The 19,103-nt window shown below is 26.7% G+C and carries 7 protein-coding genes and 1 pseudogene; 6 read left to right on the top strand and 2 right to left on the bottom strand.

Going from position 1 to position 19,103, the window contains the following annotated elements:
• Positions 1-125: 125 nt before the first annotated feature.
• The 5 genes and pseudogenes from ACICP0_RS01215 (at position 126) to minE (ending at position 7,400) form a co-directional block, all read left to right on the top strand.
• Positions 126-1,850 (top strand): potassium/proton antiporter, encoded by a 1,725-nt coding sequence (locus ACICP0_RS01215; protein ID WP_395480132.1) that lies wholly within the window; start codon positions 126-128, stop codon positions 1,848-1,850.
• 1,454 nt (positions 1,851-3,304) lie between these two features.
• Positions 3,305-3,785, top strand: a pseudogene (gene dsbB / locus ACICP0_RS01220) (disulfide bond formation protein DsbB).
• A gap of 1,836 nt (positions 3,786-5,621) precedes the next feature.
• Entirely contained in the window at positions 5,622-6,293 is a 672-nt protein-coding gene (gene minC, locus ACICP0_RS01225; RefSeq protein ID WP_395480133.1) for a septum site-determining protein MinC, read from the top strand.
• Positions 6,294-6,315: 22 nt separating this feature from the next.
• A complete protein-coding gene (gene minD / locus ACICP0_RS01230; protein ID WP_395480134.1) occupies positions 6,316-7,128 on the top strand; it encodes a septum site-determining protein MinD in 813 nt (270 codons plus the stop codon).
• A 5-nt stretch (positions 7,129-7,133) separates the two neighbouring features.
• Positions 7,134-7,400 carry a cell division topological specificity factor MinE gene (gene minE / locus ACICP0_RS01235; RefSeq protein WP_395480135.1) on the top strand — a complete coding sequence of 89 codons (267 nt, stop codon included), beginning with the start codon at positions 7,134-7,136 and terminating at the stop codon, positions 7,398-7,400.
• A 1,098-nt stretch (positions 7,401-8,498) separates the two neighbouring features.
• Here minE and tsaB read toward each other — a convergent pair.
• The gene (gene tsaB, locus ACICP0_RS01240) at positions 8,499-9,182 is read right to left on the bottom strand and encodes a tRNA (adenosine(37)-N6)-threonylcarbamoyltransferase complex dimerization subunit type 1 TsaB (protein ID WP_395480136.1); all 684 of its coding nucleotides are present in this window, start codon (positions 9,180-9,182) and stop codon (positions 8,499-8,501) included.
• Between the two features lie 4,673 nt (positions 9,183-13,855).
• On the opposite strand from tsaB, the gene ribA reads away from it, so the two are divergent.
• A complete protein-coding gene (ribA, locus tag ACICP0_RS01245) occupies positions 13,856-14,467 on the top strand; it encodes a GTP cyclohydrolase II (protein WP_395480137.1) in 612 nt (203 codons plus the stop codon).
• 1,984 nt (positions 14,468-16,451) lie between these two features.
• Here ribA and topA read toward each other — a convergent pair.
• Positions 16,452-19,055, bottom strand: coding sequence for a type I DNA topoisomerase (gene topA / locus ACICP0_RS01250; protein ID WP_395480138.1), 2,604 nt, complete (start codon positions 19,053-19,055; stop codon positions 16,452-16,454).
• Between the last annotated feature and the right edge of the window lie 48 nt (positions 19,056-19,103).

The raw sequence follows: 19,103 nt of genomic DNA on the forward strand, positions 1-19,103 counted from the left end.
TGTGAGTGTAAGCTTATTTATAAAGCAATACTTTTAATTAAGTAGTCATGATATTATTTTAGTCATAATATCTTTATAAGATAGAAGAGATGAGTGGGTAAAAACAGTCGAAAAGGAGATCGCTTTTGGACAGCAGTAGTATTGTAAGTTTATTTATTATTGGCTCTATTTTGGTGGGTGGAAGTATCTTACTAAGTTCATTTTCCTCTCGTCTAGGAATACCTATCTTAGTAATTTTTCTAGCCATTGGCATGCTAGCAGGCATTGATGGTCTAGGTGGAATTGCATTTGATAATTATCCAGTAGCATATCTCATTAGTAATCTAGCATTAGCTGTAATTTTATTAGATGGTGGAATGCGTACGCGTGCCGACGCTTTTCGTGTGGCCTTATGGCCATCACTATCCTTAGCAACCATAGGCGTTATTATTACTGCTGGATTAACCGGCATAGTAGCAGTTTGGCTGTTTAATTTCGATATGATAGAAGGTATGTTGCTTGGGGCTATCGTTGGTTCTACCGACGCTGCAGCAGTTTTTTCGTTACTAGGTGATAAGGGATTAAATGAACGCGTAACTTCGACACTTGAAATTGAATCAGGAAGCAACGATCCGATGGCAGTATTTTTAACTATTACACTCATCGCTATGATCCAAGATGGTCAAACTTATCTTCACTGGACTTTTTTAGTACATGTAATTCGCGAATTCGGTTTAGGTATAGTAATGGGTTTAGGCGGCGGTTGGATACTGCAGCAAATCATAAATCGTATTTCACTAGCAAACGGTTTGTACCCTTTATTGGCAGTGAGTGGTGGAATCATGATCTTTGCGCTAACTACCGCATTAGAAGGTAGCGGTATCCTAGCTGTTTATTTATGTGGTTTCGTATTAGGAAATCAGCCAATTCGTAATCGTTACGGTATTTTACAAACTTTTGACGGCATGGCTTGGCTAAGTCAAATTTGTATGTTCCTAGTCTTAGGATTATTAGTAACTCCTAGCGATTTATGGATTATTGCTATTCCTGCTCTGATCTTGGCTTTATGGCTAATATTAGTAGCACGTCCATTATCAATTTTCGTTGGTCTATTGCCATTTCGACACTATACTACCCGAGAACGTATCTTTCTCGCATGGGTTGGATTACGTGGTGCAGTACCGATTATTTTAGCCGTATTTCCAATGATGGCTGGCTTAAATAATGCGCGCTTATATTTTAACGTAGCATTTTTTATCGTGTTAATCTCTTTATTATTACAGGGTACTTCGCTTGGATTTGCTGCCCGTTTAGCCAAGGTTGTAGTACCACCTACTGCATCCCCTATTTCACGAATTGGACTAGACATTCATCCAGAAAACCCTTGGGAACAATTTATTTACCAACTTACTAGTGGAAATTGGTGCATCGGGACAGCGTTGCGAGATTTAAACATGCCTCGACATACGAGAATCGCGGCTCTGTTTCGCGATAATATGTTACTCAATCCTACTGCTAATACGTATCTACATGAGAATGACATATTATGTATTATTGGGCGAGAAAAAGATTTGCCAGCTTTAGGAAAGCTGTTTAGCCAAATTCAACCGATTATGCTAGATCAACGATTCTTTGGAGATTTTATCTTAGATGCCAATACACGATTATGTGATGTTTCAGAGATTTACGGATTAGAATTTGATGAAGAAGTGGATAGAAAATTAACGCTTGCCCAATTTGTGATGACTTTGCTAGGTGGAGGAGAACCGGTAATTGGAGATAATGTAGTGGAAAAAGGAGTGCTATGGACTATCGCAGAAAAAGATGAACATCAAGTTAGTAAAATAGGTATTAAACTTGCTAATACATAGTATTCAATAAGAATGATTATTAAAGTAATCATAAATTATGTGTCCAAATTACTTGGATATAGTAGTTATATATTCATATAACCTTTTTTGGATAAATCGGTTATAGCGAAAAAAATTGTTATTTAATATTTAAATAACTTTTTTCAATATGTTCCAATGGACATGGATGCCATTGAATTTTTTAAAAAAATGAATTAATTTCATTTGGATTTATATGGATTATTTATATTTATTTCTCATAAAATAATACATTATACCTATGTTCTTTCAAACACTATAACTTTTTATAATGAGGTAGCACATCTATTAATATCGATAAATGTAAGTGTTAACTATGCCAATAGTATAATAATTATCCAATAAGTTAATTAAATTACGCGTAAGTTTTATTTCGATTAAGGCTAAGCGATATTTTTATAAAAATCTATTTTAAATAATTTATTAAGTTAAGTAGTAAAAATAGAAGATATCTGAATTAATAATAGATTAATGATGACTATTTTCGTAATAACTAAGAGTATAAAATTATAAAATATAAGAAATCTATATAGGTAATATTATTAATCTTTTACGTACATTTATAATATAGTATTCTATAGTAAATATTTACTTATTTAATTTATGTTAAAAACATAAATTTTATATAAATATATAATATGAAAAGAAAGACTATTAGAATAGTGAATATGCTTCTGAGAAAATAAAATTTATCTATAAAAATAAAATAATTATTTCAAAATAAAGATAGAAATAATATTAAACTATTACTTAATATTTTATTTGTAAAATATAAAAACAGCTAATAATTTTACATAAAAACCATATATAAAAAATCTCAAGCTTAATTAGTATAAATAAAATATTTGTAATAAACGTTATTAGCTTTTCATATTGTACTATTTTAAAAATAAAACATCTTAATTTTTCTTATTAATATCCATGTTAGTAATTTTTAAATGTCATTTTTTTAGTATTATGAATATTAATAACTTAATTTACTGCTAAAGATTAAGTGTCTTAAATGTCACTTGATCTTCTATTTAATCTTTTGATCACAGACTAGATCAGTCTTTATATTATACCACAATAATAACGGTATTTTCATAAGTATTATGACTATAATATAATGTGTCTCATAATGATCAGTAATCATTATGGTAAATATCATATAAATATATATTCTATATATGTTCCTAATCATAGGATTAATTCATATGATTAATCAATCAGCGTAGTTTTTATTCCAAATATTATGATTAACTATCATAAAATCTCGTTTTACAGATACATACGTATTTTACATATACGATTTATAGCACGTACTATTATAAATTCAAAAATACTTTTCAACAACAGTATATGGTATATTTTAGACCATTCAATTTATATCATATCTGGATATTTTTCTAATGACACGATTATTAATATGCTGTTATAAAACCCGAAAAATGTAGATAATTTTAGTACTAATTACTCTTTTAGTAGTATTTACTGTGCTCTACTTTCAGTATAGTATGTTAATTTAACCATGTGTTTTATGCATTTATCAATGTTGTGCTTTATTTGGTATCTTGTTAGCCGAGCTAATCGGCACTTTTTTACCTCCCAAAACCTCTTCGTTTTGAGTATAATTTGGTTGTACAGTGCTTTTAAAGGTCTTCTATTGGCGATAAAACATACTAATATTCAACTTCATCCCTCTCCTTTCGCTACAATGTTACTTTTTTGTTAAGTTTCCTGTGTGGCGTCCTTTAGAAAAATGGATACCATCATTATTTAGAGCTAGTAGCGATTTCACTATTCGCCAATTGAATTTTTCTTTCTCTAGAAATGTCACAATGGATGATTATTATATTTAGTACTTATTTAGCAGTTGCTGTTATTTTATTCATCATCCAAATTTTACAATGTTTAAAACGTCTTTTTGCTTTTTAAGCAGCTTAAATCTTTTAATAAACTTCAACATTTTTATGTTCTTTTAAAATTAAAAATAATAGGACAATGATTTTTTTATATTTACGAAAAAGCTTACATTAACAACATTAAGTTAATTTAATTTTATGAAGTTAATATAATTAATATTTTATGAATTTTATTCAAATTAACTTATGCACATATAAATAGTATATTATCTATACTTTCTGTAATAATTTAAAAAATTACGTTATCGTATATTACAAAGTAATGAATTAGTACAAAATAAATATATATTACTTATAAAGTACAATAGCTATCTTTCTTAAAAAGAAAGACTTTTTAAAATTTAACGAACTTTATGTTATTCCAATTTGTTCTTTGATTGTTTTTGATAAAAATAAAATTTTAATTTATAATCAAAAGAAAGTCACCAGATGGTTAATTGTAAAATTATATTTAATAATTTAATTCATTACGAAACATTATATAAATATATAAGTCTTTGTTTTTGGTCATCTGTAAAGATGAAATTCAGTTCTATGAATTATATTTTTATTTAGTGTCAATTATTCTAAGATGAGTTATATATAAAATATGGTTTTTAGTTGTGTTAATGAAGTTATTGTGTTATATGAGGGCAATGCATATCAACATCGTCCCTACTGTTTCTCCTACGGGCATTATCATTATTTTCTAATAATGGTTATTATTTTTATATATTAAATTATAAATAATGTTATTTTTAATATTGATCGTTATGAAACATTTAGTTGATCATAACAGAAAATTCATATTTTGCATATTATGAGTATTAATTTAAAGTACTTACTAAAATATCTATTGATATTTTTATAAGCCAATAATATTAGGCAATTAGGATTTTCCTACTAGGAAATTTAGTACATTAATTATACAGTATTTTTATATCAATACACTATGTGTCAACCAAAATTACTAATTAAGTAACGATTATGCATGATATGATCAATATCATTCTCAATCATTTAATAAAAATAAATTGGATATATGTTATTCATAACAATCATAACATTATTTAAATAATTATTTAATTCACATTTATTTAATTTATTTATAATTGCTATATTCTAGAATTTTATCTTTAATAAGATGTAATTGTTATTACTAAAAAACGTATATAAAATATATTATTATTTCATTCAATATTTGAAGTCAAATTGATTAGCTATTTATAAATTGATAGTACTTTATGTTTAAATACAAAATTAAAATTTAATAGGCTGTATTTTATTTTTCAACCAATTTACTTTTACATAAAAATAAAGATTTATATGATAAATAAGATTGGATAGATAGTATCTGAAGATAATGACAGCATAAACTAGATTTTTTAGATAGTGATTTCACTGCTATTAATGTTACGCTTGTAAAGTTAAAAGTATATATCAATTAAGGACTAATAAGTATTATAAAGCATTAAAATAATTTAACAGCACATAGATACCACGAGTTAATAACACAATATCAATAAATTTTTTTAATGTTATTGATCTACAAGATAACATCGTTGTTTTATTAATGTTTTTTTACTTTTCATATCACAAATAAAGCAGTTATTTATTTTTATAAAAGTAAAATTACTTGAAATTATTATTTATTATTGTTAAATAATAAGTCAATTAGAATCAAAACAATATCTTTTACATATAAAAAATTTTATGCTGTAAAATTTGTAGTTGTCAAAATTTATTTGATTTTTTATCCTTTTACCATAATCAAATCTTTAATATACAAAAGTTACTATAATATTCATACGATACACTAACGTTTCATAAGACATAAGAATATGCACTTGCTAAAGCTGAGTTAAGATCAATGTCGAAAACACCTATCGAATTTAAAGGTAGTATTTTTACTTTATCAGTAATTCACGTGCATGACGTGAAACCGGACGCAATTCGTCAAGCAATTGAAAAAAAAGTTGCACAAGCACCTGAATTCTTAAAAGATGCACCTGTAGTTATTAATGTATCTAATATCGAACAGAATATTTGCTGGAAGGAATTTTCGAAAACGATACTATCTACTGGTTTACATGTAGTTGGCATAAGCGGTTGTAGTGACGTTAAATTAAAACAAGCCATTATTAACAGTGGACTACCGCTTCTTACTGAAGGTAAAATACTAAAACATAATGATACAGCGTCATCTATAATTAAAGAAACACGGTGCATTCATATGCCCGTTCGTTCTGGACAACAAATTTATGCCCAAAATTCTGATTTAATTGTTATTGGCAGCGTAAATGCTGGTGCTGAGCTCATTGCTGATGGTAATATACATATCTACGGCACGATGCGGGGACGTGCTTTAGCTGGTGCATCAGGTAATACAGATAGTCAAATTTTTTGCACTTCTTTTTTTCCAGAACTTATATCTATTGCTGGTCAATATTGTTTGAATGATCAAATTCCAACAGAATATTTATATAAATCTATACGACTCTGTCTTCAGAACGGAACAATTACTATTCATCCCTTAATTTAAGCCTTTAACTAGGAATCCATGTATGACACGCATTATAGTTATAACGTCAGGTAAAGGAGGTGTTGGAAAAACCACATCGAGTGCAGCTATTTCTACTGGATTGGCCCTTAAGGGAAAAAAGACTGTGGTAATAGATTTCGATATTGGCTTACGAAACCTTGATTTAATTATGGGTTGTGAGCGCAGAGTGGTATATGATTTTATCAATGTTATTCAGGGCGATGCCATACTTAATCAAGCATTAATGAAAGATAAACATACAGAAAATTTATATATCCTTCCAGCATCACAGACACGAGATAAAGATGCGTTAAAACGCACCGGTGTACAAAAAATTTTACATGATTTAAAATTGATGCGTTTCGATTTTGTGATCTGTGATTCACCAGCTGGCATTGAAACAGGTGCATTAATGGCACTATATTTTGCTGATGAAGCTATTATTGTCACTAATCCAGAAGTGTCATCAGTGCGTGATTCTGACCGTCTTTTAGGCATTTTATCCTCTAAATCTTATCGTGCTGAAAATAATCTGGATCCAATTAAAGAACATTTACTATTAACTCGTTATAATCCAAGACATGTCAGTTCTGGTGACATGCTTAGCATGGAAGACGTTATTGAGATTCTTAGAATTTCTCTAATAGGAGTAATTCCTGAAGATAGATCAGTATTACGTGCTTCTAATCAAGGTGAACCAGTTATTCTAGATATAGAATCTAATGCCGGTCAAGCTTATCAAGATACAGTTGATCGTCTTTTAGGAAAAGATCTTCCTTTTCGCTTTATTGAAGAAGAAAAGAAAGGATTCCTAAAACGTCTATTTGGTGGATAATTTATATGGCATTACTTGATTTTTTTCTATCTTCTAAAAAAACAACAGCCAATATCGCTAAAGAACGGCTACAAATAATTGTAGCAGAACGCCGAAAAAATAATAATACACCACACTATTTACCACAACTCAAATGTGATTTATTAGAAGTTGTTAATAAATATATACATATCGATCCTGAAATGCTTTCAGTTCAATTAGAAAAAAAAGATGGAGAAATATCTATCCTTGAGCTAAATATAATATTTCCGGAATCAAAAAGCAATAAATAAAATAGTCGTAGACACTATTCTTATTGACTTTTCAGATGGCTTGTATTTTTAGTTTCTAAAAAGGTTTTTATTTTACGATTATATATTTCTTTTTTTATTAAAATTTAGTTTAGAAATAAGACAAACTCATGTTCAATACCCCATTTAATAACTAAACCAGTATATTATCTAATGCGCAATTTAAAAAGGTATATCCCTAGTGTTCATCTTAATAAACAATTAACTATTTTGGTAATATTTTATATTTATTAACATTTAAAAACGTTAATGCAATTTAGTATCAGTTCATATTGTACAATGATTATTGAGTGTAGATTTTACGTGTGTAAACATTAATCCTTTTCAATCTTGAAAGTAATTTATTTTATTTCAGTGTAAATAAGCTACTCTAAAAATAATATTTCTAATTTTTTCACATAAAGAATACATTGGTTATATAAACTTACTAATTGATATTTATTAATATAATTAATTATCAATATTTTCTTGAGTTTAAGCTAGATTAACTGTCTTATGTTATATTTAGATGTATATCCACTACAAACAATATGTAAAAACTTAACACACTCAGTAAAAAATACTAAATTGGAATATTTATTTTTGATATATGAAGTTAATGTGATTAGCATGGTAATATATTACTATATTTTTAGTATGGAATTAATATACAAATATACATATTCAATTTCTTATTTTTTGCTTCATGTCAATTGTTATACAACAACGCTGTATTGAAAATATAAAATACTTTAATAATTTAAGATTATTGGATACATATCACATACCTAAACAAAGTTAACCAAAAGTGATACAAAGTTTGATTGGTAGAAATTAAAATATGCATATATATATTTTTATATAAAACATGATTATAACACTTATTAAGTTATCAATTAACTAACATGATAATTTTGATTATATCTATTCTTAAAAAAATAAATTTACTACTTATTTTACAAGCTTTCAATAAACTTATCATATCTGCATCTATTATTCCATTGATGATAAACGTAATGATGATTATATACATCATGTGAAATTGTAGTAAATGTACTTTACTGCCTATCGGCAGGTGATTGATTACTTATTGATTAATTTTTATGTTACTTTATTACGTAAATAAATCGGTTTTGCACATTGAACCGGTTGAACATCCCCATGATTATAATCATGGAGTGCTAGTGGTAACATGTCATATGCGTTTGGTAAAGTGTGTCCAGATACTATCTGGACTTTGCTTTGCTTTATATCAAGCAGTGTAGGATAAGTCTTCCAGCCAGTCCCAGCAATAGCCCAACGACCTCTTAATTGCATGAGTTGCTTAGCTAGTATATCAGGAGTTAATATTACCTCATTATTTTGACATAGCCATACACCTTCTGTCTTACGTTGATATTTAGCCCAATATATTTCTCCCATACTAGCATCAATAGCAGTTAACACTTGATCAATACCCGTTCGGCGCCAGGCTCCTTCGGCTAATAATGCTAGAGTCGAAATACTAATGAGTGGTAATCCTATTCCTAACGCCAATCCTTGTGCAATACCAGTACAAATTCGAATTCCAATAAAACTTCCCGGTCCTCGACTAAAAGCAAGTGCATCTAAATCATTTAGAGTAATTCTAGCTTCAGTTAACAAACTATCTACCATGGGTAAAATCTGCTGTATATGTTTTCGAGGAATAACAGCATAACGCTCAATAATATTGTTATTGTCGAGCAACAATGCAGCAGAACAGGCCTCTGTTACAGTATCTAAGGCTAAAATATGAACAGGCATATCCAAGTTCTCAAAAGAATAAGTGATTATAAATATATATTACTATACTATGTTTTATATTTTTCTAATCAGAAAGATGATTGTTATTCAACATAAATAATTTATCTATTTCTACATGAAATAAATCAATTTTTAATTTTTTAACTTAAATTAATTCAACATATTAATGGAATTATTTAATTGATATTCATTTTATAAATAATAATAGAGTATCTATTACTCACTAAAATACGCCACACATTGACGATAATTTTATCAATAGTCATAATATATCATAAACGTATATAACATGTCATGAAATTAAATTTTTTGCTAATTATTTTTTTATTTTATATAGAAATTGACTTCTAGTGCATTAATTCTTTTAATTATATATTGCAATATTATACATTATATAATAAAAACTAACAATTAGTCTTGCATTTGATATGTTTTATCCCTTTTTATACATTATCTATGATTTCTATCGAAACAAGTTACTATACTATCTTAAAAATCCTATTGCTTTTAAATAAATAATAACATTTTGTTATAAAACTATTTTTTATCGTTTTGGATATTCCATTTAGCACATAATAAATTTATAAAAACTCTTTACTATTATAATTTTAAATTTAATTAGTTGGAGAGTATTCCAACACATAAAATATTATTAGATTGATACATATGAATGTACACCATATTTGTGCTGAATTTAAATTCGGAAGCTTCATTATATATAATTAACGAACATTTTAGACACTTTCTAATATATGCCATAAGAAGAAAAGTGATTTCATCAATCTAATGTCTATTCTTTAATTAAAATGCATTTTGCATAGTTCTAATTCAATTCTATTACATGGCGTCTAATAAAACGGATAGCTTCAATGATTATTGCATAATATTCCTGATTCTTTAAATCAACATAATATTGATAATATATGAAAGATTGTCAAATTTATAAATTATCAATATTATCAATAATATATTAATATAATAACATTAATCTTTTTTACTAAACGAACGTTATATTAAATGAGTTGAAAAAATCAAGACACTGTGTAATCCAAATTTTTTAATCAAAGTTCCTTGAAATCTATTTATCTTCAACCTTAATTATCAAATTACAAGATTACCAGTGTCAACAGCATAACACACTATATCATATATGGTTATGATATTACATTTAACATTGAATATCATTATAGATTATCTATATTAAATTCAATTAATTATAACGTTTTTTACTATTGTAGTGCAACTACTTGGCAGATTATAGATGCTTATATGTTATTGTGGTTATCAAATTTTGATATGAAATCAATATTTTTATTATAAAAATATTTTATCCTTAACGAGATATAATCTTTACGTAAAATTAGTGAACTTATGTAAGATACAGTATTCATGGTAAACATGCGTATCAATTATTATTAATTGATCATTATTTTCTTCTAATTTATTTTTAGAGATAACAAATTAGACTATTTGTGTTTCTTGTTGAATAAATTGCTACATATATGTATGTAATATTGAAAATTAATCTATCCAACAAAACGTTTTAAGGAATATGTATTTAAGTTAATAAATAAAATCGTTTCATATTATTGATAATTTTGATTTTAAAAAATATTAAAATATTAATTTTTCAAAAATAGTGAAGATAATATGTATTTATTTTAAATGTTTCACAAGTGATATTATGGTAATTTGTATATTGATGAGTCATGTATATTGTTGCTACGTATCATTAGTCAATTTTATTTTAAATGACTGCAACTGTACAGCTACCTACGTAATAACTTTTCAAGTTACTATTGTATTTTATTTTTTTAGTATAAAAAGGCAGTTCATATCGTTAAACAAAGTATTTAATAACTTTAAGTGTTAATATAATCTGTACGAATCTATTTCTATATTATTGTAAGGATCGTTAAGACTTTCAGTTATTTTTTTACATCTTTACCTATTATTACTAATTTAGTAGTGGTCGGTTATTGCCATAATAACAGTACTACTGAATAGTATAACGGTGAGAACTGGTGTTTTGTAATTAAATTTAGATATATAAAATATAATTTTTCCTGTATCCCGAGGAAGTGAGTGGGTTAACTTGTCGTAAATTTTATTACATTGTTATCAATGCTTGATAAAGTGTTCATTTTCCGTTATTCTCTTTATTATTTACGTTGCTAAAGTGTTAGATACGGTTGTTTAGGAGACAACTATATTATCTTTGTTATAATGTGAGATTCTCACAGTAATTTTAAAATTACCGACATTTGATCAAGCTATACGTTTCATATTAATGTAAAAACGTGGTAGTTATTAGTATATAAAATGCTTTCAGCATTGATATCTTTTACACATTGTCGCCTTAATGATAAGCCGTATAAGAATCAATGATTTTGAATTTAATTCCTCTGTTTAATTACCAGGTATAAAATCTATACCATCTTAAATACAGTGATATATATTTCTCTACTCTAATCTTTAATATGGGAAGAGTCAAAGTTACTTAAATGTATTAACATAGTTATGTTACAGTGTTAAAATATCTTTTAGACGATAATGTAAATTTAATGAATTAAAAAAATTCCAGCGATTCCTTACTATGTTGTCATTGTATATATTTTTGTAACTTCATAAAATTGCTAATATTTTTAATATCCAGTAGATGTATAATGTTAAAATTCTGTTTTTAGAAATTATTTTAAATACAAAATGTTATTTATTTAATCTATGAATTGATATGTTTTACATTCATAAAATTGAATAGGATTACTATCCTATCTTAAAATTTTTCTTCTCAATTGAAAAACCAACAAAGTTGGACATTAATACTTCTAATATTAATACAATACGGTACTGTAATATGATATCATCATGATAGACATTTTAATATTATGTACAATCATTGATTGAATGAAGATTGTATCATCATATCTGATGATAGATTGCATCTCTCTACTGTAAACTGATCTGTATAATTCAATAATACTGTTTACTGATAACTCGTTGACGAGTTTATGTTATGATATGTATATTGCAGTTAATATACTTTCTTATTTTAAGAAATATCCTTTCCATTAAATTAAATTGAAACTTATCCCTTTTATTTTGAATAAAATATTTTATTTAGTTTATTAAACTATCAGATAGTGTGATGTCAATTGTTCTAAATCAAAAAAATCTTGGTTAGAGGTTACAAACAGTTGATTATATATTGATAAATTTGATAATGATGTTTTTTTAAAAAAAGTCAGTATTATCTAGTGAGTCAATATCATTAAGCTATATAATAATTTCACATAAGATATTAAATTAATTAATTAAACGTTGATGAGTAATACTTTAGCTATTTCATTTAAATAAGGATTGTTAATCATATAATGATTTATTATGTTCAAATAGAAGGTGGAATTTACAATCATCATATTGATAAGATATTGTATTGATCAGTAAACACAAAACATTTTTTGCATTAATGTTTGAAAATTTTATTACAAAAATTTAAACTAGCCAACAGATAGCTATACATTGATTAATGTAGTAAATTTAACTTATAATTATCATGCGATTTAAATGATCCAATTTTGACAATGAACTTACATCGCAAGCGTTATTAAATAACAATATGTATCACTTTACCAACGTTTTAGTAAAAGCAGTATTAAAAAATATAAATAATGTGTAGATTTCTATGTCATTTATATAAAATTATTTGTAATAGAATGGTCTATAAGTATACTGGAAAAATTAACGTAAGTTTTAGATTAAGAATAATATGATTAGAAAAATGATTCTGATCACATGTAATTTGTTAGATATCTGACGGTTAGTAATAAAATAGTACAAGTAATTTTTACAATAATAAATAAAAGGAATATTCAATTCTTTTCAGAATTTATTGAACTCATTCTTAATGAAGAACTTTTAATTTTGATTTGTGTAGTGAGCAAGCATTTCAACTTGTTTATATGTGTTTTAGTTCATTTAAATTTAATGCTCAATATTTTTTAGAAAAATATAATTTTTTATCGTTTCAATAATAAAACACGGATAATTTTGGTGGTTTTTAATATAAGATATAATCTAAAAAAATTTTTTTAAATTGTTAACTATATATATACCAACTTTCAGTACCCTTTAATGTGAGTACTGAGATATCGTAAGATATCAGACTACTGCTGAATAGCTGAATAGTGGATATAAGTTAAAGTAAACTATTACTCACAGGTCGATGTTATCTTCCTTTTTTTAAGATTTATATTATGTCAATAACTTTGAGCATGGATATTTTAAATACAAAGCAATATACTAATGAACTATATAATTTTATTAATGTCAACATTGATTTAAATCTTATCTATCTCAAATTAAATAATTTTATTTTTATATAATCAGAGATTATTAATCTGACATATATAAACTATAGTTTTTAATATATGTTATTTGATATATTTTAAAGGTTAAAATAATAGTAATAATTTTATAGATATTAGTTATTATCCCACTATAATTAGTGCAGATAAAAACTGTACATTATTTATGTGATAAATACATAATGTTTATGTCAAATCGATATTTGATATTTGTTTATATTTTTTCAACTTTACAATTAATAAGCTATTAGATTAACATAAAATAGATATTTTGATCGACATTAATATTTAGTTCAGGAGAGCAATATGCTGTTGAAACGTGTAGCAGAAGCTACATTGCCAACGTACTGGGGAGATTTTTTGATGGTAGGTTTCAAAGAAATAGCTACGGAACAAGATCACCTAGCTTTGATCTATGGAAATATTACAGGTTCAACGCCTGTTTTAGCACGAGTACATTCTGAATGCTTAACAGGCGACGCTTTATTTAGTCTACGCTGCGATTGCGGTTTTCAACTAAAAGCTGCTTTGGCACGTATTGCTAAAGAAAAACGTGGAGTTTTACTTTATCATCGTCAAGAAGGCCGAAACATTGGTTTATTAAATAAAATTCGGGCTTATGCACTACAAGATAAAGGCGCCGATACAGTTGAAGCCAATCATCAATTGGGATTTTCAGCTGATGAACGAAATTTTACATTATGTGCTGATATGTTTAAATTACTTGGTGTAGATGTGATTCATTTATTAACAAATAATCCTAAAAAAGTAGATATGTTGATCAAATCAGGGATCAATATTAGTAAACGAGTACCCATTATCGCAGGTCACAATCCAAAAAATGTTCGTTATCTCAAGACAAAAGCCTCTAAAATGGGTCATTTACTCAATCGTTCATCTAAAAAACTAATTTCTTAATCCATATTATAATGCTATTATAATGTATAGCGATACAACTGTAATTGTTATTATATAAAATATAATCAAGTCAAATTTTTCATGAAATTGTCATAACTCACTTGTTATAATCTTCATCTCAATTAAGAGATCTAATCTAATCTGAAATATTAATTGAATATATTCCTGTTATTTACGTTAAAAAGTGAATTAAATTAATTCATGTCATGCTTTATGTAAACAATTAAACAATTGATCCAAATTTACATAAAAATGTATGAAATACCTATATAAATAATATTTAATTATTCTGAAATAAACAGATGATTCAAGTTTATTCTAAAATAGAATTGAGCACTTTATTTTTGTCAGTAGCTTGTTATAGTTATAATATTTAATGCTAAAATGATATATATTCTTATATTACGTTGGCTGATTAATTTAATGTTTTTATTGAGTAAATTACTTACTAATATTGTTTTATATAATCATATTGTTACATTCTATCTCAACTAATATTTTATTATAAATGGATAAGCATTAATATGATATTGTAATTTAATAGATAACAATATTAATTGAAATAGCATATAAAATAAATGTATACATCTAAATTTATAGGTGAATGCAAAAACATTCATTACGAATGACTATCTATAATTACAAAGCAAGTAAATAGAAAATTTAAAATAATTTTTTTCATTAAAACCAGTATGTTCGATTACTATACAATAGTATTAAGATACTAATGGCCTTATAACGAATTATTTTATAACATAAATCAATATTGATTTCTTATACGAAATAAATTGGTAAAAATTGATATTTTAATTTTAAAAAATTTTAACTAATTGATATAATTATCAATTAATTTAATATAAATTATTGAAATAATAAATTATTATATAATAACATTATCGATAATATATGCATTTGGTTATTGATTAAATTTTACTATAATCACCAAGATGGTGAGCAGAAATTTTAAATTTTTAAATACAAGGTAATTTTATAAGTAAGTGGTGTATTCTTTATTTATAATAAATAGAGCTACTGCACCGTATTATTACTTAATGTCATAATACTCGATTTATTTGTAAATAAACTTAATTTTCTATGATATTCATCATAATGGCTGAAAAAATTTTGTTTTTTGATTTAAGGAATATTTTAAGTATACGTTGTAATAATATTTATTATGAATAAATAATATGCTTTACGAGCATGATTCAAGATCATGAAATTTTTATCTTTAAAAAAATATATCAATCAATTTATAAACATAAAATAATAAAAATTTATTCGTCAATGAGTATATATATTTTATATGAGTGCTTGTTTAAAGCACATTTAATCTATAAATATTGATATTGTCTTAAATAATAAACCAAATCTACATTCAGTAGATATTAATAATCTATTACTTATATTATTTAACTGTAGGAAGTACGGGCTTAGTATTCATCACTAAAAAGTGATTGATTCCAATTAGTTAGTAAAAATAAATAAGATTCTCAATAACATATTATTAGATAGTAGTACTACTTGTAAAGTATTTTACTAATCATCCCTACCCTGATTGTTTTTATTTTTTAATAAACATTAAAAAAATATTTTTTGAATTCGTATTCGTACTTACATTCATTAACTGAATGCAAGTTATAAGTATTTTTAGTAATTATTTTCTTGATTATGAAAAATATTCATTTGAATATGAATAGAAATCGACAAGCAGCTTATACTGATTTGATCGATAGCAATTTTTTGTAATGTAAATATTCTTTACATGCAAAACTTATTATATAAGTACATAATGCACCATATTTTTGTATAATAGAAATTAAGTTATTGAAAAGATACTATACATTAACGTATTTTTTTAGTTTTTATATTTACTATCATTAGATTGATAATCTGTGAGGTTCATATTAGACCAATGAAAAACTTTATTACTTTAAAAGTCAATATTAAAAAAGTTTAATTTTCTATTAATAAAAAATTAAGATTATTTTTTATTCACTTTCCACTTTTCGTCAATATAAAATGCTGTCCAGCCAGTACTTTTTCCATTTTTTTCTGATGTAATATACTGTTGTTTAGTTTTTCGGCTAAAGCGCACTACTGTTTTATTACCTTCGCAGTCTTTAATTGGGGCAGCAGTTAAATAGCGAAATTTCTCTGGAAGATGATCATGAAAACGAACTAGCTCCTCTACTAATGGCGCACGAGTTTCACGAGATTTTGGAAATACATTTGAGGCTAAAAAAATTCCTCCAGCGCCGTTACGAAGTACAAAATAGGAATTTGTTTTTTTACATAGTAATTCAGGGAGAGGTACTGGCTCATCTTTCGGCTGAGCTAATTTTCCATTTCTTAAAATTTTTCGAGTATTATTACAAGCATCATTTGTACAAGCCATGTATTTTCCAAAACGTCCCAATTTTAGATTCATATCAGCGCCACATTGTTCACATTTAACCGATAAATAATCATGATCTTTAACAAAAAATGTACCTTTTTCTATTTCATACCCATCACATGTCGGATTATGACCACAAATGTGAAGCTTGTGTTGCATATCGATAAGATAGCTGTCCATAGCAGTATGACATTTACTACAGCGATGACGAAAAATCAATGCGTTTGTTTCAGCATAATCATCTTTAAAAACATTCAGTTCTTCTGGAATCCGAATCAAATTAATCGTATTTTTACAACGTTCCTTCGTCTTTAATGTATTATAACCCAAACAGCCTAAAAAAACACCGGTACTAGCAGTACGAATCCCCATTTTTTTTCCACAGATTAAACAACTAATCTTAGTTATCACCATTTTATTTGGTTTCATACCCCCATCTTTCGGATCTTTTTCAGCATTTTTTAACTGTTGACTAAATGTGTAAAAAAATGTATCTAATACACTCTTCCATTCTTTCTGTCTAGTGGCTATTTGATCTAAAGTAATTTCCATTTTTGATGTGAAATCATAATTTATTAAATCGCAGAAATTTTCCTTTAGACAATCAGTGACAATTTCTCCAATTTTTTCTGCATAAAAACGATGACTTTTAATATATACATAACCTCGATTTTGTATCGTGGAAATAATCGGTACATAGGTTGAAGGCCGGCCAATATATCTGCTTTCTAATTCTTTTATTAAAGATACTTCATTATATCGGGCAGGTGGTTTGGTAAAATGTTTACTAGGTAATAATTTTTTTAGCCTGAGAGATTGACCAATTTTTATTGTTGATAATATCTTATTATTTACATTATTATTCTTTTGTAACATCATCATTACTTTAGTCCATCCATCAAAGCATAATATGCGATCACTCATGCGTAATTTGAATTCATTTGCAGTAACAGTGAACGTTGCACAATCATATTGTGCTGATGTCATTTGGCTAGAAATCAATTGACACCAAATTAATTGGTATAATTTCTTTGCATTTACTTCTACACTATTTAATTGCATTTCTAAAAAAATATTAACATCACATGGGCGAATGGCTTCATGAGAATCTTGAACATTATCTTTGTTAATGTATTTATTAGGATACTGCGGTAGATATTGTTTACCAAAATTATCGATGATATAATTTCGAGCCATATTAATTGCATTTTGACTTATATTAATCGAATCAGTACGCATATATGTAATATATCCCGCTTCATACAGTTGCTGTGCTAACAGCATAGTTTTCTGTACACTATAACCCAAATAACTACTGGCTGCTTGCTGTAATGTTACAGTAGTAAATGGTCCGTTTGGACTACTACTAATTGTTTTTCTTTCACAGTCACTGACAATATAATTCGCTTTTTCCAATTTTGTTATAGCAAATTGGATTTGCTGTTGATTTATTGGTTTAAATAATTCATCTTTTTGATGAGTCACTTGCATTACTAAAGATGAAATCTGTTGAGTAGAAGTTAGATCAGCATGTAATTGCCAATATTCTACAGGACTAAAAGCTTTTATTGCCCTTTCACGTTCTACTATTAGCCGCACAGCCACTGATTGAACTCGGCCAGCAGATAGACCACGCGCTATTTTTTTCCATAGAAGAGGAGAGAGCATGTATCCTACAATACGGTCCATAAATCGTCGTGTCTGCTGTGAATTAACTTTATCAATATTTAATTGACATGGATGTTTAAATGCATGTTCAATAGCATGATGAGTTATTTCGTTAAAAATTACTCGGCTAAAACGTTTGTTATCACCACCAATAACCTCTCGTAAATGCCAAGCCATAGCTTCTCCTTCACGATCGAGATCAGTAGCAAGATAAATATGATCAGCTTTTTCAGCAAGTTCTTTTAACTCGCGTACTATTTTTTCTTTATTAGGAATAATTTCATATTGTGCTTTCCAACCGTGAAAGGGATCAAGACCTATACGAGAAATTAGTATATTTTTTGGATTTGTTTTAACTTTTTTTATCTTACTGGTCTTAATATACTCTTGATTAATTGATTTATTAATTGGTAAATCCCTAATATGACCAATACTAGATTTAACTAAATATTTATTTCCTAAATATTTATTAATTGTTTTGGCTTTAGCTGGCGATTCGACAATAACGAGAGCTTTACCCATTGATCTATACCTGAGCGGTGTCTTTTTGAATTAAGAATTATTGCGCAA

The organism is Candidatus Curculioniphilus buchneri endosymbiont of Curculio glandium, assembly GCF_964275155.1.
GTDB classification, from domain to species: Bacteria; Pseudomonadota; Gammaproteobacteria; order Enterobacterales; family Enterobacteriaceae; genus Curculioniphilus; species Curculioniphilus buchneri.

Bases quoted from the DNA above. Each gene is read 5' to 3' on its own strand.
- minC (WP_395480133.1), top strand. From the start codon at position 5,622: ATGTCGAAAACACCTATCGAATTTAAAGGTAGTATTTTTACTTTATCA.
- minD (WP_395480134.1), top strand. From the start codon at position 6,316: ATGACACGCATTATAGTTATAACGTCAGGTAAAGGAGGTGTTGGAAAA.
- minE (WP_395480135.1), top strand. From the start codon at position 7,134: ATGGCATTACTTGATTTTTTTCTATCTTCTAAAAAAACAACAGCCAAT.
- tsaB (WP_395480136.1), bottom strand. From the start codon at position 9,182: ATGCCTGTTCATATTTTAGCCTTAGATACTGTAACAGAGGCCTGTTCT.
- ribA (WP_395480137.1), top strand. From the start codon at position 13,856: ATGCTGTTGAAACGTGTAGCAGAAGCTACATTGCCAACGTACTGGGGA.
- topA (WP_395480138.1), bottom strand. From the start codon at position 19,055: ATGGGTAAAGCTCTCGTTATTGTCGAATCGCCAGCTAAAGCCAAAACA.